Origin of the sequence: Desulfovibrio mangrovi, assembly GCF_026230175.1 — a bacterium.
Lineage (GTDB): Bacteria > Desulfobacterota > Desulfovibrionia > Desulfovibrionales > Desulfovibrionaceae > Halodesulfovibrio > Halodesulfovibrio mangrovi.
Genome location: NZ_CP104208.1, coordinates 769,963 through 790,218 on the forward strand (window position 1 = coordinate 769,963; position 20,256 = coordinate 790,218).

Below are 20,256 nucleotides of genomic sequence, written 5' to 3' on the forward strand. Positions count from 1 at the left end.
TGTCCTGAGCAATCTGAAGCATCTGTCCGTTTCATATGCCAAAAGCGCAGCCGTCAGCGCGGGCATCGCTGCCTGCGGCATAGAACCCTTCTTCCATACGAAGGATGATCTGGCCTCTGCCGAAAAGCTTGCGGTCATGGCCCGAGCAGACGGAAACGGGGTGTCGCAGGGCGGTAAGTGCTTCGATTGTTTCTTCGGGCATGCCTTCTTCCAGTGCTACCGAACCGTCAGGGTTGATGCAGAAACGCAGCCTGTCCAGCGCGCTTTGCGGGTCGCAGCCGTCATCCAGCATGGCGCTGATGACCTGTACATGGCCCTGCGGCTGCATGAAGCCGCCCATGACACCCATGGCCGAGTGGAGCGTTCCATCCGGCATGGTGGTCATGCAGGGGATGATGGTGTGGTATGGACGTTTCGAGGGGCCTATGCAGTTGGGGTGCCCTTCAACGAGTGTGAAATTGCAGCCGCGGTTTTGCAGGACGAAGCCAAGGCCTTCCGGCACGATGCCGCTACCGAAATTCATGTATACGGAATTGACCATGGAGATGGCGTTGCCGTTGCGGTCTGCCACGCAGAATTGCACGGTGTCGCTGCAGCTCTCCGGTGTGCCGTGCATCATGGCGGCATTACGTCTGTCCGGCTGAATGCGTTTGGCGCGCAGGGCGGTGTAGTCTGCTGAAAGCAATTCGCTGTAATCCAGTTCGGCATGTGCCGGATCACAGACATAGCGGCGGGCATCTGCAAACGACAGCCTCAGCGCTTCGATTTGCCGGTGCAGGCGTTCCGGAGAGAGTGGGGCGTGGTCAGCGTGGTCGGTATGGCTGAGGATGCCCAGAGCGCCAAGGGCCACAATGCCTTGCCCGTTGGGCGGGCATTCATGGACGCGGATGCCCCGATACTTTGTCGAGAGTGGCGTTACCCAGTCAGCTGAGCAGGCTGCAAAGTCCTTCACCGTTAGCACGCCTCCCGCAGCCTGAACCGCCGTTGCCATGCGCTGGGCCATGGCCCCTTCATAGAACGCCGATTTGCCGTGGGATGCCACCGCAGAAAGCACTTCGGCCAGTTGCGGATTGGTGATGCGTTCTCCCGGTAGCGGCGCTCTGCCATGGGGAAGCAGGGGAGAGCTGATTGTATGTTTGCGCAGGGCTTCTGCATGGGACCACAGCTCGCTGGTTACAGGGCCGATGCAGAAGCCGTTTTGAGCGAGACGGATGGCAGGGGCGAGAACCTGTTCAAGCTCCAGTGAGCCGAATCTTTCATGCAGTGCGCACCATGCGGCGCAGGCACCGGGAACAGTGACGGATATGCCGTGGAATTTCGGCATGTCTTCCACGCCGAGAGCGGCAACCGCTTCAGGTGTCAGACCTGCACCGCTTTTACCGGAACCGTTCAGGGCGTGCACGGTGGACGTTGCTGCAACGTAGCACAGGGCGAAGGCGTCGCCGCCTATTCCGGTGGAGCAGGGCTCAACCACGGCCAGAACCGCAGCTACGGCAACGGCGGCGTCTGCCGCAGTGCCTCCGGCCCGCAGCATGTCCAGTCCTGCTGCTACTGCCAAGGGTTGTGACGCCGCAACCATACCGTGTTCTGCAAAGACGGGAGAGCGACGGGAATGGAAACCGAAGGGAGGAACGCTGAAACTGGTGCAGGAGTGACTAAGCATTGACGCCTCATGATATTGTTCAATCGCACAACAATGGGAATTTTTTGCAAAAATTCTCTGTTTGGGGTTGCGGGGCTGGTGCTCTCATTGTAACAGGGTAACCAGAGAACCTGCAGGCCCCAATGTCGACAGTTGACATTGGAAGTTACTATTTACCTACGGCAGCTCGCTGCCACAAGCAACAGGTATCCGGTACGGTAATGCCAAAGAAAAAGAAAGGGCAGACACTGGTTTGTGTGTACCCGGATTGGTGTAAGGGATGCGGCATCTGCGTCGCGTTCTGTCCGGGGAAAGTGCTGGAAATGAGCGCATTGGGCAAGGCGGAGCCCGTGCGTCCGGAAGACTGCATTAACTGTGGCTTCTGTGAACTGCACTGTCCAGATTTCGCAATCTCCATCCGGCCACGGGAAGACGGCGCAAGCTGCCCCACATTCCCTTCCGGCCCTCCAACCAACGGTGAGGCTTGCTGATCATGGCTACAATCAGAAAGAAACGGAAAAAGGTCGAGGTGTTTGCGCAGGGCAACGAGGCCATAGCCGAAGGCGCTCTGCTTGCCGGATGTTCTTTTTTTGGCGGCTATCCCATCACGCCGTCCACTGAAATCATGGAAGTGATGTCTCATCGTCTGCCGAAGACCGAAGACGGCGTCTTCATCCAGATGGAAGACGAAATCGCCAGCATGGGCGCCATCATCGGCGCTTCTCTTGCCGGCCGCAAGTCCATGACCGCAACATCCGGTCCGGGGTTTTCGCTCATGCAGGAGCACATCGGTTATGCCTGCATGGTTGAAGCGCCGCTGGTAGTGGTTAACGTCATGCGCGGCGGTCCCAGCACCGGTCTTCCGACCAGCCCTGCACAAGGCGATGTGCAGATGGCCCGCTGGGGTACGCATGGCGATCATTCCATCATCGTGCTTTCTGCCTCCACCGTGCAGGAATGCCTTGAAATGACCGTGATTGCCTTTAACATGGCGGAAAAGTATCGCACGCCCGTCATCCTGTTGGTGGATGAAGTAACCGCGCACACCCGTGAAAAGATTTCCATTCCCGATCCTGATGATCTGGAAATCCTTTCCCGTATGACGCCTACCGTGCCGCCGGAATGGTTCAAGCCTTATGCCGAGGCAACCCGCGCGGTGCCTGCCATGGCCCCCATCGGTTCCGGCTACCGCATTCATGTTACCGGTCTTACCCACGACAACATGGGCTTCCCCACTTCTCGTCCCGACGAAGTGAATGAAGCCATGAAGCGCATGTTCCGCAAGATTGACCAGTTCTACGGCGACATCATGATGGTGGACGAATTCATGTGCGACGACGCCGAAGTGGCCGTTGTTGCCTATGGCAGCGTGGCCCGTTCCGCCCATTATGCCGTTGAGCAGGCTCGTGAGCGTGGCGTGAAGGCAGGTCTTCTTACCCTGAAGACCCTGTTCCCCTTCGCCCGCCCGGCTGTTGAAAAGCTCTGCCGCCGTTGCCGGCATATTCTGGTTCCCGAAATGAACATGGGGCAGATTTCCCGCGAAGTGAAGCGCGTGAACAACGGCATTACCCGCGTGCGTACGCTGAACCGTGTGGACGGCCAGATCATTACACCTTCCGAAATCCTCAAAGCAATACTGTAGGTGTGCCATGGCAGAAGTAACACAACTTATCCACGACTACCTGCGGCATAACAAGAAATTCCCGCACGTGTTCTGTCCCGGTTGCGGGCACGGCATTGTTCTCGGTTCCCTTATCCGCAGTGTGCATGCATTGCAGTTGCCCAAGGATGACGTTGTCATCGTCGCCGGTATCGGCTGTTCCGGCCGCATGGCCGTGTATGTCGATTTCAACACCGTGCACACCACCCACGGCCGTGCATTGACCTTTGCAACGGGCATCAAGATGGCCAACCCCAAGCTCAAGGTCATCTGTGTCATGGGTGACGGTGATGCGCTGTCCATCGGCGGCAACCACCTCATTCATGCCGCCCGCCGCAACGTGGGCGTCACTGCGCTTATTCTGAATAACTACATTTACGGTATGACCGGCGGACAGTGTTCACCGGCAACGCCTTTCGGCGATACCTCCATGACCACGCCGCACGGCTCTCTGGAGCAGCCTTTTGATACGGTTGACCTAGTGACTGCGGCAGGGGCCAACTATGTTGCGCGCGGCACCTCGTTCCACGCCAATATGCTGGATACCCTGATCAAGGATGCCATCATGCACCCCGGGTTCTCCGTGGTGGAGGCCCTTTCTCCCTGTCCCACCCAGTATGGGCGCAAGAACAAGTTCAAGGGCGCAGTGAGCATGTATGAGTGGCTCAAGAAGAACACGGTGAAGGTTGAAAACCGCAAGGAAGGGGACACCCGCATTCCCATCGGCGTGTTTCGCGATGTGGACCAGCCCGGCCTTGAGGATCGCTATGCCGCTCTGAAGGCCCAGATTGCGAAGAAAGACCTTCCGGCTCCCAAGGAAGCACCGGTTCCTGCCGGAGAGTGTGCTCCTTTGGAAGTCCCCGTAGAAAAGGCTGAGACAAAGGAGCAGGCATAATGAAGAAGCTCCAGCATATTGAACGGTTTGAAATGCGCCTTTCCGGCACCGGTGGTCAGGGGCTTATCACCCTTGGCAGAATGCTCGGCTATGCCCTTGCCATCGGGCACGGGTACTACGCCACCCAGACGCAGAGCTATGGTCCTGAAGCGCGGGGCGGCTCCAGCCGTGCAGACGTGGTGGTGAGTAGCAAGCCCATCAGCTATCCCAAGACCGAGAACCTGGACCTGCTTGTGGCGCTGTCGCAGCAGGCATGTAACTCCTATTACCATTACATGAAGCGTTCCGGTATTCTGCTTGTGGATTCGCAACTGGTGCAGCAGCCACCCACGAACGTCTATCTCGGGCTTCCGTTCACGGAAATGGCGACCAAGAAGATCGGCAATCCCATGACGCTGAACACCATTGTACTTGGGGCTGTTACGCACCTTCTGCCTTTTGCTGATGTAAAGGCAATGCGCACCGCGTTGCTTGAGAACCTGCCCAAGAAGATTCATGAGGTGAACCTCAAGGCCTTCAACCTCGGACTGAAGCAGGCCAAGCAGAAGTTCGGCGATGCTCCTAATCTGTGGCAGAGCGCCGAGGCCGGTGCAGAAGCTGAAGCGGATTTCTCCGACTAGAGGCTCAGTATACAGATAGCGTGACAAGGCGGGAGCGTTCTGGCTCCCGCCTTTTTCTTTGGGAAAAATGAGTGGATTTCACGACTTGCCATGCAGGGAAGGGCGTAGTACCTGTGACCGGACGCCGTAATCGAGCTGGGGAACGTTGGCTTTGTCGGGTTTGGAATGTCCGGGGGGCGAGGCCGGTAACCCGAATAGGCATTCTATCATGTCGCAAAGCCTTGCGTTTTACTATTTCTGGATTGACGGCATGACACAATACACGCACGAGGGATGTTATGAGTACGACTGTTGACGAACTTACCGTTGATTATGAGGAAGACGGCCACCTTGTCGTCAAGGAACTGGATAAGGCTATTCTTTCCAAGGGGGCATGGGCAACGGTCATGTTCCGCTACAAGCAGTGGGACAACAAGCTTGAGGATTACGGTCCGGACAAGTACATCATTCGTCGTTACCAGAAGGTTTCAGGCGAGTACCGTGCCAAGTCCAAGTTCAATATTTCCAGTGCCGATCAGGCCAGGAAGATTGTGGATACCCTGCAGCAGTGGCTTGCAGAAGTAGAATAGCCTTGGCTTCGCAAGAAAAAGGAAAGCCCCCGTCAGGGGGCTTTTTCATTGCATTGGGGGGGGTCAGATATTCATGTTGGTGAACAGGCCAAGCAGATAGTCTGGGAGCTGTGTTTGTGCTTCTGCAGTCATCACCTTGGTGGGATACTGCTCCGTGATTCGCAGGGACATGAAGTACTGCATGAGAATATCGTCCGTCACCGTGATGCGTCGTCCGGTACGAATCTGCTGGGCGAATGCCTCCTGCAGCATGCGCCGCCCTTCAAATTTGATAAGGTCTGATCGGATGATAGCCATGTCTTGCTCCTCATCAGTATAGTCTTACTGTAAGACGTTGGAGGAGAAAAGGAAACCCGCAAGGGTAAATATTATTTCCGGACGGAGCGGGCGGATATGGCTATGCAGAACAGGTTGTATCGATCATCGTAGGACGGTTCGATATTGTAGTTGTACACGGGGTTCAGGTCCAGAACAACGCGCAGCTTTTTGCTTTCGGCATTATATCCGGTTCTGACCTGTTTGATCATTGCTCCCTTGATATCATACGACTTCTGCCCTTTCCATTCCTTTACCTCGATGACATCAAAGAACAGACGTGGTTTTTTCTCGTCATCAATGGTTTCAAGGTCCGGAATGCGCGGGTCGCTGAAATCCAGGCAGAAAAGCTCTGCATCTCCGTCTTTGGTTACCCCCATGTTCTTGATGACCGCGGGAGCGAGTTTGCCTTCCTTTTTTGTCTTATCGGCATGGGCGGGCAAAACCATCAGGGTGCATATCATGACAAGGGCTGCAATAAACTTGTTACACATTCTCCGTGCACTCTCCATCTGTTGTGTTGCATGCACTATGAAGCAAAATGCCGGAAAATGCAAAGATGTATGGCAGATGAGCAAGCATGTCCGCAGTCATTCCCCTTGCTGCGTGGTTGCAGGTCCCGCTGTTGGCTAGGCTTCCTTAACCTTCGGTGACATGAGCATGGATACGGCGCATGCGCCGGGCCCGCTATGGCAGCCGAGAACCGGAGATGCCTGCATGATGTAGAGCGGGGCAACGCCGAGTTCTTTTTCCATGCGTTTGGCGTAGCGTTCCGCCACCTTGGGCACGTTGACGTGGGTGATGGCAAACTGCAGGTCACAGTCACCCTTGGCCTGCATGTCGCGGGCAAGCATGGCGAAGAGTTTGTCTTCACTGCGCTGTGTGCCAAGCGCTTTGGCCACCACATTAACCTTGCCCTGTTCACGGGAATTGAATTCAAGCACGGGCTTGATGCGCAGCAGGCGGGCAAGCATGCCTTGGCTGCGAGTCATGCGGCCGCCACGGACGGCGAAATCCAGCGTGTCCATGGAAACGAACACCCGCACGTTCTGGCTCTCTTCTTCCGCAATGCGGACGATGTCTGCGGCGGTCATGCCTTCTCTGGCCCGTTGGGCTGCCCTGAGCACGACAAGGCCCAGGCCGCCTGTCAGGGTATTGGTATCCAGCATGGTCAGATTGTCGTTCCAGACCATCGAGCCCACAGCCTTGGAAGACTGCATGGTGCCGCTGTAGCGGGCCATGACGTGCAGCGCCGCCACTTCCTGATAATGATCCTGCATTTCCTCGTAAAGGCGCTTGAAGTCGCCGGGGGCGGGCTGCGAGGTGCGGGCCGAAGTGGAAGAGGCCAGTCGGGAGTTGAAATCTTCCGTGGAGATGGTGATCTTGTCTACGAACTCTTCATCGTTGAGGAAAAGACGCAACGGGGCCACCCGAATACCGTATTCATTCAGAAGCTGTTCGGGCAGGTCGCAGGTGGAGTCAGTGATGATGCCGGTCTGCTGCTGTACGTCTGCCAGCAGTCTTCTGTGCTGTTCCAGCATGTTTTCCGCCTTCTGCGCGGAAACTGTGCCGAACGTGGCGGCTATGGCAAACGCGGTCTCCGGTTCGTTGGTATGAACGTGCACGCGGACTTTTTCGGGCGTGCCGGCAACGATGAGGCTGTCGCCAAGGGGGGAAAGTTGCTTGCGCAGGGCATTTGCGTCTATGGCTTGGCCTGTTACGAGACACTCGGTGCAGTAGAGGAACTCCAGCGAATCAACGCTGACCCGATCCTGTACCGGAGAATAGGAGTTCACCACAACGTAGTCTTCGGCATTGTCCCGCAATGAGCCACGTTCGGTGAATTCTACTATGCCTTCAAGCAGGTAGACGAAACCCAGTCCGCCGGCATCCACGACGTCGGCTTTTTTCAGCGAGGCCAGCTTGTCCGTGGTGGAGCGTACGGAGAGCTTGGCTTGCTCAAGCGAATCGTGCAGCAGTTCGTGGAAGTTCTGGTAGTTGTGGCAGTTGGCTTTCAGATGATCTGCCCAGTCGTTGATAACCGTGAGAATGGTGCCTTCGCGCGGGTCAGAGATGGACTCCATGGCGCGGCGTGCCGCAGTTGAGGCGGCGTTGGAAAAATCTGACGGCGTGATGCGCTTGAGACCCTTTACCCCTTCTGAAAAACCGCAAAGGAACTGGGCAAGAATGACGCCGGAATTTCCCCGTGCGCTCATTAGGGCCGATTCGGCAATGACGTTGCTCATCTTGCCGATGGAGCGTTCAATGCTCTTGGTGGAAGTGGTGACGATATTGCGCATGGTGCCGGCCATGTTGCTGCCGGTGTCACCGTCTGGAACAGGGAACACGTTTATGTCATTGAGGTGTCCGTGTTTTTCTACCAGCCGCTTGGTTGCCGCCTGTATCACACGCATGAAGCGCGTTCCGTCAAGGTATTGGATTTTATTGGGGGTATTCTTCAAGTGTGGCGTCCTTGTCTGGGGCTTGGAATGCGTGCGATGCGGGTGCAAAGCGGCTTTGCCGCGCTTGCGCGGCAGAGAACATATAAAGAAGAAGACGCCGTAGTGCAAGGCGCTGTTTTGTGGAGTGGGAGTGCGGTTTGTGGAGTGATTAGTGGTGAAGCGTGGAGCTTACCCTTGCAAGGGTGATGTAGAGCATGAATGCTGAAAGAGCTGCACCGGCATAATACACGGCACTCAGGTCTCCGATCCAGAATACGAGCGTGAAGAACATGGGCGAGATGGTTTGGGCCAGCCGGAGTACGGTGCCATTTACTGCCATGACGGCAGCCCGTTGTTCAATGGGGGCGAGGCTGGTGAGCAGGGTGGTCAGGTTGGGGAAGTTGAACCCTTGCGCGAGGCCGAAGGTGCAGATGGGGATGAACATCCACCAGTAGTGAGGGGTGAGGGGGATGAGGATCATGGAGATGATGTACAGAACATGCCCAACGCACAGCATGGTGCGTTCGCTGAACCAGCGTGAAAGCTTGCCGATGAGGGCAGAGGCAAGGGCCGTAGCCAGTGAAGAGGCGCCGAAAAGTCCGCCGATGGCTGAAGGGGGAACATCAAAGGATGTATCCGCAAGTACGGGGAAAAAGGTGACTATAGGGCCGTACAGGATGAAGAATGTAAGCAGGGTGACAGCAAAGAGGGCAACAGCCTGTTTGCTCTGAACAATCTCTTTTGCTGATTTGAAGTAGCTCTTGAGATCCTGTTTTGATTCAGGTTCAGGCAGGTTCAGATGTTTGAGAACGGCATAGCACAACGGCAGGGCAACCAGTGGGAGGAAGAAGGGCCAGTGCCAGCCAAGCTCGCCGAGCAGTCCCCCAAGGGCGGGGAATATGGCGGTGCCCATGCCGAGCACGCCCGCATTGAGTCCCATGATGCGGGTGCGTTCCTTGCCTTTGTACAGGTCCCCGATGATGGTGGTGTAGAGCACGCCCAGAGGTGCTGCGCCGATGCCCTGAATGAAGCGGAGTATGAGCAGGTCAGACAGGGTTTGTGCCAGCCCGCATGCTGCACCTGCAAGGCCGAAAATGATAAGGCTGGGGATGAGTACTTTCTTTCTGCCGTAGCGGTCTGCCAGAATGCCCGCTACCGGAGCGAGAAAAATGCCCGGAAGAGTGAAGCCTGTCAGCACAAGGCCTATGGTTTCCACAGGGGCTTGAAGCTCCCGCGCCAGAAGCGGCAGCACCGGCATGATGCTGGATACCCCCATGACGACCATGAGTGTCAGGCCGAAGATGATGGGGAGGTTTGAATTTTGGGGCGTGGATGACAATGCGGGCTCGCTGGCAAATAATTTAAAGCACTTCCGGTCTACTAGTTCCGTGCGCCGTGAACGTCAAGCCGCCTGGAGACCAATTCGTGCGTCATGATACGGTTGCCATTGTGGTGGCTACAGGCTATGTTCAAGAGTATTGCTGCTGACAACAAGTCGAAATGAAACGTTTCTTTCACTATAGAGCTCTACCGCGTCCGGAGATATTATGACTGATGAAAAGAGAATTCGGTGTCCATATTGCCAGAAGGTGTTCAAGCTGAAAGTGAAGCCCATGCGGGATGATCAGAAGACCGTAAACCTACAGTGTCCTTACTGTAAGGAGAGTCTGGCGTTGACCAGAGAGATGATTTATTCGTCGCAGTCCTGATTGCCGGCCTGACCGGAGTTGAACGTGTCCAGATTAGCCTCTTCGTAACCGGAGAGGCTTTTTTATTACAGGGGCACGCCTGAACGGTTGGAGTAGAGGGCGCTCAGTTTTTCAATGTCGTTTATGAGTTCGCTCCAGTTTTCCTGCTCAAGGTGCAGCTCCATTGCCGTTGAGATGGGGGAGGATTCTGCCGCGATGGCTGATGGCAGGCTCCGCAGCATGGCAGGAAGCATGCGTTTTACAGATGCCTGTTTTTTCAGGGTTGAGGCTCGCCGCAACAACTCGAGCCGACCAGCAAGCGGGTTGAACTGCTGAGTGCTGTTTTGTTTCTGCGTGTCAGATTTCGAGATGGCGCATGCCATGACAGATGAAAGGGAGCTGTTGCTCTGCGCGTTACGAATGGTTGTTTCAAGCTTCGTGGCTGTAACGGGTTTCGTGATCATCCCCTGAATTCCGGCCTCGCGACATGGTTTTTCCACTTGTTCTCTGGGGTGCAGGGAGATTGCGATGATGGGGGGAGGCGGGATTGCCCTTCCTGCCAATTCGCTTCTGATTCTTCTGGCTACCATGAAGCCGTTTGTTACTTGCATCTCCAGATCAAGGAAGATGATTTCCGGCCGGAGGGTTCGGGCGCTGGCGATGGCGTCCTCGACTATGGAAAAAGTCAGGCACTCCATGGAAAGCTGGTTCAGCAGCAGGCCCATCAAGCGTGCATCGTTTGGATCAGGGCATAGGGCGATGGCTCTGCGGGTTGCCTGTTCGTAGTTGTGTTGAGCGTCATTCTCAGGCGTGGAAGGTTGTAGTTGATCATGGTGAATGCGATGATCTCTGCTGCCGTCAAAGGTGATGGTGTCGATACGTCCGGTGCCTGTCCCGTGCTTATTATCGCGTGTCTGGTTGTCGTTTCCGGGTAAGCTTCGGGGGAGGCGGTGTGTATGAAATGGGATGATGAATGAAGTTATGCCGCACGATGGAGAAGCCAGGGAGACTATGTTGCCCTGGAAGAGGTTAATCAGAGAGGAGAAAAATTGGCGTTGCACACCTGAATAGTCCAGGTCCGCAGAGTCGGTCGGCGGCAGGGCCAGGCGTTTATCGTTACCGGAGTCCGTAAACGAGAAGAGCAGGTGTAGGGTGGCATCCTCTGTTCCGAGTGCCTGATTAAGAATGTCTGACTCCGTCGGGGGGGCGGCGGAAGTGACTGATAAATGGATTGCCGTGCTTGCGTTGTGCTGCAGGTGGACTTTGGCTGCCATTTGCAGCAGTTGTCTTAAGCGGTTCTGGTCTGTGGTTACAATTACAGGGAGTTCCGGAGCTATCTCGTGCGTGATGGTGGAGCTGTTCTCCTGTTCGTGCGCAAGAGCTTCCGAGGCGATCTGAATGGCCTTGCGGATATCGTAAAGTCCCTCATGCAGGTACATCCTGCCCGATTCGGCTCGCGCAAAGTCAAGAAGACAGCTGGAGAAGTGCTGTATCTTGTGGCAGGCATGTTTGATTTTTAGAGCGATATTCTGTCTTGAGGTTTCGGGTTCTGCGCTTGCAATACTTTTGCATGCCAAGATTATTTCACTGCAGGGGGGCATCATGGCAGAGCCGACTTCTTCAAGCAGGGCCGTTCTGGAAAGGCGGGTTCTGTTTTCCGCTTCCTTGTCACATTCCTGCTGTATTTTGCATTTCTGGTCGTCAATATTGATGATGCAACCTTCAAAGAGCAAGCCGCCGTCGGTGTCGGTTACGCAACGAACCGACACAAGTCCCCAGAATGTACTTCTGTCCTTCTTCCGGAATTCAGCTTCAAAGTTCCGCACCTGTCCGTAGGTGGAAAGGAGCTGCTTCAGCTCGTCCCGTCTGGCCGGGTCCACATAGGCACCAGTGTCGACGGTGAGCTTGGTGTCCAGAATGTCTTCCATGTTGTAGTAACCGAACATGCTGATGAGGGCTGGGTTGGCATCGAGGAGCTGGCCCTCTGGTGAGGTGACAAAGATGCCTTCCAGCGCGTTTTCGAAGATGCTCTGATACTTGCGTTTGATGGTAATTGATTCCTGTTCGTGTTTGTTGAACCTCTCTGTCATCTCGTCGTATTCTTTCATAATTAATGGGGGAATGTCTGCTGATGCGCTGCTTGCATCGCGTAGCCTGAGTGGTGAGAAGTTTCGTAATAGTTGGGCAATGGCAATATGCCTGGCCTTGAGGCGCAGGTCCTGCTTTCGTGTGATGTGGAGGTTGTATCCGGCGAAAATAGCCAGCAGCAATATGAAGAGGGCGAATGAATTCAGGCTCAGGTTTATCAGTGGGGCTGAGCTGATTACTGCACCTAGTGCTGCTACGACATTCCCCATTTTGTCCCTTATGAAGGTGTATTCTGCCAGATAGTATGTTTCGTCGGATAGTATGAATCTGGGGAATATGGATGGGGTACCGGATGATTGGGCATAGGTCCATTCTTCCGTGGTCGAAAGCGAGATGCTCGCGTTGAGTGATGATGCGGTTTGTGTCGGGGTTCCCCAGATAAGCAGCAGTTCAGTATCCTCGTGCTTGTTCAGCTTATGAAGCAACGCTGAGTCTATTGGCGTGCTGACGATGATTTTGCCAACCGGGGCGTTGTTGTTGCGGACGATGTCTGCAGCATACAGGTAGAGCACCCCGTCTGCGACCATGATGTCGGAGGAAGGGGAGGGCTTGATGGTGGCTTGCATGAGGATGCGTTTGCGCAACGACGCGGGCAATGGGGGGGAGGTGGCGGAGGAGGGCAATATGGCTACCCTTACGTTGTCATTGTCGAATACCTCGATTGTTCGCCATGGTAAGGGGGTGATGCCGGGGATGTTGTTGTCTGTCTCTGAAGTGGATTCATTCTGGAGTTGCAGAAAATGCAGCAGCTGTGCGGACATGCAGAGAGCAGCTGCCTGATTTTGCAAGGCCTGCTGCATGGCCAGCAGCTCTATTCTGGTTTCCTTGAGATTCTTTGAGATGATGATGTTCAGGTGATGCCATTCCCTGTAGATGACCATGCTCATGAAAATGGTCAGGCACAAGGCAAAGGGGATGAGCGGAGTCCAAAACCGTCTCCATGTTGAGGGGGGGGGTAGGCGATGAGACATGCGGCTCTCCTCCGAAAAGAGTCAGAGAAGAGACTATAGACGCTCTTTGAGGCTTTGGAAATTATTCTGTCTTACTTCATGGAATACATTGAGTTGGTGCGATGGCTTACGATCTCATTCTCGGGACAACTGGACGACTCGGAAACAAGGAGGTGAACTTCCATGGTACGTTTGCCGAAGTGGAGTGCGCGTTCCGTGTCAAACATGAATATGTCGATCTGGTTTCTTTTTGATTCAGCCATCAGATCATCAATGGTGAATATGCCCATCTGTTTGATGTAGATTTTTCGTCCGAAAACCCACCCTTGATCGAACAGGTCGCGGGAAACGGCCACGATACCGTGACGTACCTTGCGGTTTGAGGCGGTGGTGAACGGCGTGTTGTCGGTTTCGTCTTCTCGTGGGCTGTACGCCGTAACCCGCACAGTTTTTTTGCGTTGTATAGCCTGTATGCTTCCCTTGTTTGCCATAGTCATTTTCAAGGCGAGGAGGCTTCTGACGTATCCTGCCGTGATATCAGACTGAATCTCTGTAATATCTTTCTGTTGCGCTCTCAATTGTTCTGAAAGGGCAATAATGTCCTGGTTTTGAACAAAAATGACTGCTGTAAGAGCAATGAATATTGTAATACATATTGCGTTTTTCATGTTATACCGCAATGGTTGTTGTTGTAGAGTGTTGGTGTGGTGATTTTTGCTATGCTATGGTTAAGATCGTATTGATTTTTGTTCAATGATAAGTTTGTTGCACGGTATTATGTGCATGTAGTGTGGATTTTTGCTGTGTTGTAACATTGTTGTAACCTGTTTTCATAAGAATATCTGAGGCCGCACAACTGTCGATAATCCTTAACGCAATCGTAACAGCAGATAGCCATAACTCGGTGCTGAAGCTGGTCGCCATGTCGGTTGACCGGAATATGATTGTAATGAGGAAGTTATGTTGCTGCGCACAAAAATATTGGCATTTTGTTTGGTTATCGGGCTGGTTCCTTTGTTCGTGATGGGTGTTTACAGTGTGCAGACCGCATCGACGAGTCTGAAGAATTCGGCTTTCGATCAGCTGCGGGCCGTCAGCGACGTGCAGCAGGACAGCCTGCAGGGGCTGATGGATCAGTGGAAGCATGCCACGGTCATCTATTCGCAGGTCAAGGAGGTTTACAATGCCATTGGCATGATACGGGACACCCTTTATGGCAAAGCCAAAGAGGGCGAGAAGATGCCCCTTGATGAGGAATATGAAGGCATTTACGACTTCGTGAAGGCGGCGTTCGTCCCGTTTGTGAAGGAGTTCGGATTCGAGGATGCCCTGCTGTTGGATGACTACGGCAGGGTTGTTTTTTCCGTGGCCCGGGGCAATGACCTTGGAGAGGATTTTGTCAACGGACCCTATCGCAATACGAATCTCGCCCGCGCCTGGCAAAAGGCGGTCAAGGGCGAGTTCGCATTTGTGGATGTAGAGGCGTATGCCCCGCTCGGCGGCAAGCCTGCTGCCTTCATGGCTGCGCCGGTGTACAGTTACACCGGAGACATTCTGGGGGTTGCCGCGCTCAGGCTGCCTCTTGAGCATGTCAAACACATCGTATCCCAGCGCGCCGGCATGGGAGAAACCGGCGAGTCATATCTTGTCAATCAGGACAAGGTGATACGCTCCGATTCCCGAAGGGATTTGAAGAGGCATTCGCTTGCCGCCGCTGTTGCAGACCCGAAGGGTGGCATGGCGGATACGGATGCCGTGAACCGGGCTCTTGCAGGGGAGCGGGGCGTGATGGTCGGCGCAAGCTATGACGGTGCGGAATATCTGACAGCATTCGCTCCGGTTGAACTGGGAAATGTATCCTGGGTGCTTGTTACGGAAATAACCACGGAAGAGGCATTCAGGCCGGTTACCCGTCTGCGAATGGTAACATTGGGGCTGGGGGTGGCGACAGCCCTGCTGGTGATGGGAGGAACGTGGTGGTTCCTGCGGCGTTCCATTGCGGATCCTTTCAGGCGTATCATTGCCTATGTTCAGGCCGTGGCGGGGGGCAACCTCCATGCCGCGCCCGAAGGAGTCTTCAAGGGCGAGATTGGGCAGGTAACGGACGCGGTGGCTCTGATGGTCGGCCAACTCAAGGTAAAGCTGGGCTTCTCGGAGGGGATTCTCACCGGTATGACTATGCCTGCTGTGGTGGTGGATGAGAATAACAATGTATCTTTTGTTAACCGCTATTTTCTCGACATGATGGAGTTTGACGGCAGTCCCGATATCTATTTCGGCAAACCCGCCGCCCTTCTTCTGCAGCATCAGGAGGGAGGCAGGGGCTCAACGTCGCTGGCCATGCGCGAGCAGAAGGCGGTCTTCAATGTCGAACGGCACTGGACAACGGACAAGGGGAATGCGCGCACCGTGCGGATTGATTGCGCGCCTCTCTATGATCTGGACAAACAGCTTATCGGGGCCATCGCTCTGGTGACCGACCTGACGGATATTCGTATCAAGGAGGCACAGATCAGCGAGCAGAACTCCATGATGCTGGAGGTAGCGGAGCAGGCTGAAGTGATTGCCGAGAATCTTTCAACGGAGGCGGAGGAACTTTCCCGGCAGGTGGAGCATGTGGGGGAAGGTGCCCGTATGCAGGTAGACAAGCTGGGACAGACTGCCGCCATTATCGAGGAGATGAATCAGGAGCTTCAGGAGGCTGCCCGGTATGCGGAAGCTGCCGTAACGGATGCTGATTCCGCCATGCGCAAGGCTGAAGAGGGGACCGAGGTCATGGGCCGGACAACGGCTGCCATGAACCGTGTGCAGGCGCTTTCGGAGAATCTGCGGGAGAGCATGCATCATCTCGGAGCGCAGGCAGATGCCATTGGCGGCATATTGGAAGTAATCAGCGACATTGCCGACCAGACCAATCTGCTTGCCCTGAACGCTGCCATTGAGGCTGCGCGGGCTGGTGAGGCGGGGAGAGGGTTTGCCGTGGTTGCGGACGAAGTGCGCAAGCTGGCCGAACGAACCATGGCGGCAACCGGTGAAGTGAACAAGAGTGTCCGGAGCATTCAGAACACGGCCCACGAGAATATCAAACACACGGACGCCGCCGTTGCGGCCGTATCGGAAGGCAACGAGCTCGTCGTTGCGTCTGAACGTTCATTAAACGAGATCGCGCAGCTTTCCGTTTCCATGGGCGAGCAGATTCAACGTATTGCGGAACTCTCCCGCGAGCATTCGGATCAGCATGGTTCCATCATCAAGGCTGTTGAGGATATCCGGACCATTGCAACAGAGACCGGCACGGGCATGACGGAGTCGGAGCAGGTGGTCAACGGGCTGGCAGGCAACGCGCATGAACTGAATGATCTGATCGGCAGGCTGAAGCAGTAGGCCTGTGAAGTAGCTTTAAGGGACGGGAGAGGGGGTTCCTCTCCCGGATGGCGCAATGGACGGAAGAGAATCAGGCGGTGGCAAGTGCTGCAAGGGCGCTTGCCGCCGCTTTTTCCGTGAGGTCGAACATCTCTTCGCTGTGGTCGTAGCCTGCCAGATGGAGCGTGCCATGGGCAATGAGCCGTAAGGCATGCTCCGTCACATCCTGATGGTAGAGCAGGGCTTCGCGTATTGTCGTGTCCAGCGAGAGGGCAAGCCAGCCCATGTGCCAGCCTGCGGGCATGTCCGAAATGGAGTCCGCATCGGTGGACGGAAATGAGAGTATGTTCGTGGGGCCGTCGCAGCCCAGAAACGTCCTGTTCAGTTCGGCAACCTCAGCGTCGCTTACGAGGTTCAGGTCCAGCGAGGCGCCTTCGTGTCCGATGGCGGTGCAGATGGTTTCCACGCACAGGCGCAGCTCGGAGCGGGTCAGGGGCAGCAGCCACGAGATGCCTTCAGCTTTCTTGATCTGTATCATGCAGCGTTATTGCAGCGGGTTTGATGTTTTCTTGTCCGAACCGGAAGCCGAAAGGCTGTCCTTGGCTTCGGAAGAGGAGGCAGCAGGAGTTTCCTTGGTGTCCTTGGTGTCTTTGGAATCCTTGGAATCCTTGCTTGCGCCGTTCTTCTGTCCCTGCTTTGTTTCCTGTTTGTCTTCGCCCTTCTTGGCGGAGCCGCTTTTGTCTTTCTTGTCGTCAGGATATTCAATGCGGCGATGGAATATGCCTGTCAGGATGCGGTGGAAGCTGTCACTCAGGGTGTGCAGGTCCCGCAGGGTGAGTTCGGACTCGTCAAGCTGACCTTCGGCAAAGATGGTCTTGATGATGGTGTCTATATGACCACGTATTCTGCTGGGAGTGGGGTCGGCAAGCACGCGGCTGGATGCCTCCACGGCGTCTGCCAGCATGACGATGGCGGCCTCGCGGGTTTGCGGTTTAGGGCCGGGATAGCTGTAATCCTCTTCCCGCGGATTGTCGCCGGCCTCCTTGGCCTTGTTGAAGAAATAGCGGATGAGGGAGGTGCCATGGTGCTGTTCGATGATGTCCGCAATTTCGTCGCCCAACCTGTGCTGGCGGGCCATTTCCACACCGCGTTTCACATGGGTGCTGATGACCAGCGTGCTCATGGACGGGGCAATCTTGTCGTGCGGATTCTTGGCGCGTCCCTGATTTTCTATGAAGTATTCCGGTTTGGAGAGCTTGCCCATGTCATGGTACAGGGCGGCAACCTTGCAGAGCAGGCTGTTTGCGCCGATGGATTTGGCCCCGGCTTCCACCATGTTCGCCACGATAAGCGAGTGATGATAGGTGCCCGGTGCCTCCAGCATCAGTTCCTGCAGCATGGGCTGTTCCAGATTCATGAGCTCCATGAGGCGGAAGCGTGTGGTGTAGCTGAACACCATTTCAATGAGCGGACTCACGGCGAACTGCACGAGAAGTGAAAGCAGGCCGTTGCCGAGCACGTAGAGGCAGCCCAGCCAAATCTGTGAGGCCTCGAACCGCTGGAACATGGCCACGCCCATCCACGTGAATATCAGGCCGGCAATGTGCGGGAAGATACTGAGAGCGATGTCGCTTCTCGTCTGGGCGCGTTTCACCAGCAGTACATAGAGCATGGAGCCGATGAAATAGAACAGGAAGAGCCACATGCCGCCGCCCGTCATCACTGCGCACATGAAGGAAAGGATGAGGGAGGTGACGCTGCAGCGTTTGAAGCCGAAGATCATAGCCACAAGCCCCATGCCGCCGGAAACGGGGAACAGCAGGGGGAGCAGCTCGCCCCGCATCTCAGTGGGGGCCTGATCGATGAGGGAGCCGTTTGCCAGCATGAGCATCTTCGCACCGATGCCGAAGAGCAGAAGCAGCAGGCCGGTAAAATAGAGGTCCTTGTTCTTCACGTCAGAGATGCGTCTGCCGGGTTTGGCAAAGGCCAGACCGCCGCCAAGCATGAGGGATACAATGAAGAGGCCGGCAATGCGCATGGGGAAGACTGTCTGCCGCTTGTGGCTGAGCAGGGTCTGCAGCTGCATCTGATCTTCTTCCGTTACCCGTTCGCCCTGACGTACAATGATTTCGCCCTTCTTGATGTGATTGTAGACGGGATCTATCGATTCCGTGGCCATCTTGATGCGCTGGTTGGTCGCCTCTCTGTTCAGCGTCAGCGTGGGTGACAGAAGGGGGGTGAGCAGCGCTGTGATGGAGCGGCGCATATGCAGGGGGAGCTTGAGGGGGCCCTTGATGTAGTTGGCAAGGTCAAGGCGCAGATCCTTGATGTCGGGAATGCCTTCCAGTTCGAGTCTGATGGTTTCGGTTTCCGTGGTCAGGTCGCGGATGACGATGCCATGGCGGTATTGCAACAGCAGGGTCTTGTCCGCGGTAACCCCGGAGATAAGGCGTTCGACAAGCCATGGCAGCACATCTTCCCGCATGGTTTTGCGGAAAATGCCCTGCTGCCAGTCCTTGACCGTGGTGGCCGAGATTTCGGTGTTGAGGGCCTCGGATATCTGCCAGCGCAGTTGATCCGGGTCCGAGTTGTCGCTTTCAGGCGCATCAATGGTGGTGAAGATTTCGGCCACACGGGACTGAAGGTGTTCTATGGGCGTGAGGCTCAGGTCGAAAACGGGCGGTTGCAACTCGGCGACCTGTTTTCGCTTCGCAAGAGTGGAGACTGTGTCTTCCACAAGAAGATTCTGATCCGCCGTGACATCCTGAGTCGCAATCTCTCCGGCTACGAAGAGTATTGTCTGCGGACGGAACTGCACACCGCCCAGAACTGAAAGCGCGGCAAGGACGAAAATGAAGAACGCCAGGCCGTATACGGGGCGGCTGGAGTGCTTTTTCGGCTTGCGCGGCTTGAACAGTGACGGCAGAAAGCGGCTTGTGCCGTTAGTCTTTTTTCCTGAAATCAGTTGTTTGGCTGCGTTCATAGGCTTGTACTATCCGTCCCACCAGGGGGTGACGGATAACGTCATCTTCATGGAATGAGAGGAAGCGGATTCCCTTGACGCCGTCGAGGATGCGTTGAGCATCCACCAGTCCCGAACGGGGGAGGCTTCTTCCCCTGTCTCCGGCCGGCAGGTCGATCTGGGTGATATCACCCGTGATCACTGCACGTGAACCGAAACCGAGACGGGTCAGAAACATCTTCATCTGCTCGGGAGTTGTGTTCTGCGCTTCATCCAGAATGATGAATGCGTCGTTGAGTGTCCTTCCGCGCATGAATGCGAGCGGAGCGATCTCTATGACACCGGTTTCCAGCATTTCGGAAACTTTTTCGAAATCAAGCATATCATGCAGAGCATCATACAGTGGGCGGAGGTAGGGATTGACCTTTTCCACCATGTCGCCGGGAAGGAAGCCGAGTTTTTCTCCTGCTTCCACGGCAGGACGGGTCAGGATGATGCGTTTGACCTGTTTGGAGAGCAGTTTGGAAAGCGCCATGGCAACGGCGAGATAGGTCTTGCCGGTGCCTGCGGGGCCCACGGCGAATACCATGTCGTTTTCGCGCAGGGCGGCAACGTAATCACGCTGGCTCAGGGTCTTGGGGGTGATGGTCTTCTTGGGGGAAGCCACGAAAACGGCTTCCTTGAAGATGGTTTTGAGGTCTGTTGCGGGTTCTCTGGCAATCATGCCGTACGCATAGACCACATCGCGGGGGAACAAGGGGCTGCCTGATTTCAGCAGTCCATAGAGCTGTGTCATCAGGTTGAGAACGGTGTGCAGTTCCTTCTCGTCTTCCGAAGAGGCAAGAAGGGTTGCACCGCGTGTGTTCAGTGTGACGCCGCTTTTTTCCGCTATAAGGGCCAGGTTGCTGTTCTGCGGGCCGAACAGCTCGTTGGCGAGGCGGGCATCATCGAACTCAAGCGCTCGTGTAGTAGGTTGTGCTGACATAATCTGGCAGTGCCTGGC

The 20,256-nt window shown here is 55.4% G+C and carries 16 protein-coding genes; 6 read left to right on the forward strand and 10 right to left on the reverse strand.

All coding sequences use genetic code 11. The annotated features are described in order from the left end of the window. Window positions 1-31: 31 nt before the first annotated feature. Window positions 32-1,663 (reverse strand): gamma-glutamyltransferase family protein, encoded by a 1,632-nt coding sequence (locus N1030_RS03525; RefSeq protein WP_265827719.1) that lies wholly within the window; start codon window positions 1,661-1,663, stop codon window positions 32-34. A 200-nt stretch (window positions 1,664-1,863) separates the two neighbouring features. Here N1030_RS03525 and N1030_RS03530 point away from each other — a divergent pair, with 200 nt between their 5' ends. The 5 genes from N1030_RS03530 to N1030_RS03550 all read left to right on the forward strand — a co-directional run bounded on the left by N1030_RS03530 (window position 1,864) and on the right by N1030_RS03550 (window position 5,386). After that, a complete protein-coding gene (locus N1030_RS03530) occupies window positions 1,864-2,133 on the forward strand; it encodes a 4Fe-4S dicluster domain-containing protein (protein ID WP_265829008.1) in 270 nt (89 codons plus the stop codon). 2 nt (window positions 2,134-2,135) lie between these two features. Further along, entirely contained in the window at window positions 2,136-3,284 is a 1,149-nt protein-coding gene (locus N1030_RS03535; protein ID WP_265827720.1) for a 2-oxoacid:acceptor oxidoreductase subunit alpha, read from the forward strand. A gap of 7 nt (window positions 3,285-3,291) precedes the next feature. Beyond that, window positions 3,292-4,197, forward strand: coding sequence for a 2-oxoacid:ferredoxin oxidoreductase subunit beta (locus N1030_RS03540; protein WP_265827721.1), 906 nt, complete (start codon window positions 3,292-3,294; stop codon window positions 4,195-4,197). After that, the gene (locus tag N1030_RS03545; RefSeq protein ID WP_265827722.1) at window positions 4,197-4,817 is read left to right on the forward strand and encodes a 2-oxoacid:acceptor oxidoreductase family protein; all 621 of its coding nucleotides are present in this window, start codon (window positions 4,197-4,199) and stop codon (window positions 4,815-4,817) included. Before N1030_RS03540 ends, N1030_RS03545 begins: the two co-directional genes overlap by 1 nt. A gap of 278 nt (window positions 4,818-5,095) precedes the next feature. Beyond that, the gene (locus N1030_RS03550; protein ID WP_265827723.1) at window positions 5,096-5,386 is read left to right on the forward strand and encodes a hypothetical protein; all 291 of its coding nucleotides are present in this window, start codon (window positions 5,096-5,098) and stop codon (window positions 5,384-5,386) included. A gap of 63 nt (window positions 5,387-5,449) precedes the next feature. Here N1030_RS03550 and N1030_RS03555 read toward each other — a convergent pair whose 3' ends face one another. From N1030_RS03555 to N1030_RS03580, 6 genes are all read right to left on the reverse strand, one after another. Continuing rightward, a complete protein-coding gene (locus tag N1030_RS03555) occupies window positions 5,450-5,683 on the reverse strand; it encodes a hypothetical protein (RefSeq protein WP_265827725.1) in 234 nt (77 codons plus the stop codon). A gap of 71 nt (window positions 5,684-5,754) precedes the next feature. Further along, the gene (locus tag N1030_RS03560; protein WP_265827726.1) at window positions 5,755-6,195 is read right to left on the reverse strand and encodes an AMIN domain-containing protein; all 441 of its coding nucleotides are present in this window, start codon (window positions 6,193-6,195) and stop codon (window positions 5,755-5,757) included. Window positions 6,196-6,330: 135 nt separating this feature from the next. Then, window positions 6,331-8,115: a DAK2 domain-containing protein gene (locus N1030_RS03565; protein WP_265827728.1), complete on the reverse strand. Its 1,785-nt coding sequence runs from the start codon at window positions 8,113-8,115 to the stop codon at window positions 6,331-6,333. A 196-nt stretch (window positions 8,116-8,311) separates the two neighbouring features. Then, on the reverse strand, window positions 8,312-9,481 hold the full coding sequence (locus tag N1030_RS03570; RefSeq protein ID WP_265827729.1) for an MFS transporter: 1,170 nt from the start codon (window positions 9,479-9,481) through the stop codon (window positions 8,312-8,314). 435 nt (window positions 9,482-9,916) lie between these two features. Then, window positions 9,917-12,949 (reverse strand): response regulator, encoded by a 3,033-nt coding sequence (locus N1030_RS03575; protein WP_265827730.1) that lies wholly within the window; start codon window positions 12,947-12,949, stop codon window positions 9,917-9,919. 71 nt (window positions 12,950-13,020) lie between these two features. Next, entirely contained in the window at window positions 13,021-13,596 is a 576-nt protein-coding gene (locus N1030_RS03580; protein ID WP_265827731.1) for a 3D domain-containing protein, read from the reverse strand. Window positions 13,597-13,966: 370 nt separating this feature from the next. On the opposite strand from N1030_RS03580, the gene N1030_RS03585 reads away from it, so the two are divergent. Continuing rightward, complete coding sequence (locus N1030_RS03585) at window positions 13,967-16,312, forward strand: methyl-accepting chemotaxis protein (protein ID WP_265827732.1); 2,346 nt, start codon at window positions 13,967-13,969, stop codon at window positions 16,310-16,312. A gap of 70 nt (window positions 16,313-16,382) precedes the next feature. Here N1030_RS03585 and ybeY read toward each other — a convergent pair whose 3' ends face one another. The 3 genes from ybeY to N1030_RS03600 are packed head-to-tail and all read right to left on the reverse strand — an operon-like array spanning window position 16,383 to window position 20,238. Further along, the gene (ybeY, locus tag N1030_RS03590) at window positions 16,383-16,829 is read right to left on the reverse strand and encodes an rRNA maturation RNase YbeY (RefSeq protein WP_265827733.1); all 447 of its coding nucleotides are present in this window, start codon (window positions 16,827-16,829) and stop codon (window positions 16,383-16,385) included. Between the two features lie 6 nt (window positions 16,830-16,835). Further along, window positions 16,836-19,274, reverse strand: coding sequence for an HDIG domain-containing metalloprotein (locus tag N1030_RS03595; RefSeq protein ID WP_265827734.1), 2,439 nt, complete (start codon window positions 19,272-19,274; stop codon window positions 16,836-16,838). Continuing rightward, window positions 19,234-20,238 carry a PhoH family protein gene (locus tag N1030_RS03600; RefSeq protein ID WP_265827735.1) on the reverse strand — a complete coding sequence of 335 codons (1,005 nt, stop codon included), beginning with the start codon at window positions 20,236-20,238 and terminating at the stop codon, window positions 19,234-19,236. Before N1030_RS03600 ends, N1030_RS03595 begins: the two co-directional genes overlap by 41 nt. Between the last annotated feature and the right edge of the window lie 18 nt (window positions 20,239-20,256).

Excerpts from the sequence above, each read along its gene's own strand:
- N1030_RS03525 (WP_265827719.1), bottom strand. The coding sequence starts at position 1,663 with ATGCTTAGTCACTCCTGCACCAGTTTCAGCGTTCCTCCCTTCGGTTTC.
- N1030_RS03530 (WP_265829008.1), top strand. The coding sequence starts at position 1,864 with ATGCCAAAGAAAAAGAAAGGGCAGACACTGGTTTGTGTGTACCCGGAT.
- N1030_RS03535 (WP_265827720.1), top strand. The coding sequence starts at position 2,136 with ATGGCTACAATCAGAAAGAAACGGAAAAAGGTCGAGGTGTTTGCGCAG.
- N1030_RS03540 (WP_265827721.1), top strand. The coding sequence starts at position 3,292 with ATGGCAGAAGTAACACAACTTATCCACGACTACCTGCGGCATAACAAG.
- N1030_RS03545 (WP_265827722.1), top strand. The coding sequence starts at position 4,197 with ATGAAGAAGCTCCAGCATATTGAACGGTTTGAAATGCGCCTTTCCGGC.
- N1030_RS03550 (WP_265827723.1), top strand. The coding sequence starts at position 5,096 with ATGAGTACGACTGTTGACGAACTTACCGTTGATTATGAGGAAGACGGC.
- N1030_RS03555 (WP_265827725.1), bottom strand. The coding sequence starts at position 5,683 with ATGGCTATCATCCGATCAGACCTTATCAAATTTGAAGGGCGGCGCATG.
- N1030_RS03560 (WP_265827726.1), bottom strand. The coding sequence starts at position 6,195 with ATGTGTAACAAGTTTATTGCAGCCCTTGTCATGATATGCACCCTGATG.
- N1030_RS03565 (WP_265827728.1), bottom strand. The coding sequence starts at position 8,115 with ATGCGTGTGATACAGGCGGCAACCAAGCGGCTGGTAGAAAAACACGGA.
- N1030_RS03575 (WP_265827730.1), bottom strand. The coding sequence starts at position 12,949 with ATGTCTCATCGCCTACCCCCCCCCTCAACATGGAGACGGTTTTGGACT.
- N1030_RS03580 (WP_265827731.1), bottom strand. The coding sequence starts at position 13,596 with ATGAAAAACGCAATATGTATTACAATATTCATTGCTCTTACAGCAGTC.
- ybeY (WP_265827733.1), bottom strand. The coding sequence starts at position 16,829 with ATGATACAGATCAAGAAAGCTGAAGGCATCTCGTGGCTGCTGCCCCTG.
- N1030_RS03595 (WP_265827734.1), bottom strand. The coding sequence starts at position 19,274 with ATGAACGCAGCCAAACAACTGATTTCAGGAAAAAAGACTAACGGCACA.
- N1030_RS03600 (WP_265827735.1), bottom strand. The coding sequence starts at position 20,238 with ATGTCAGCACAACCTACTACACGAGCGCTTGAGTTCGATGATGCCCGC.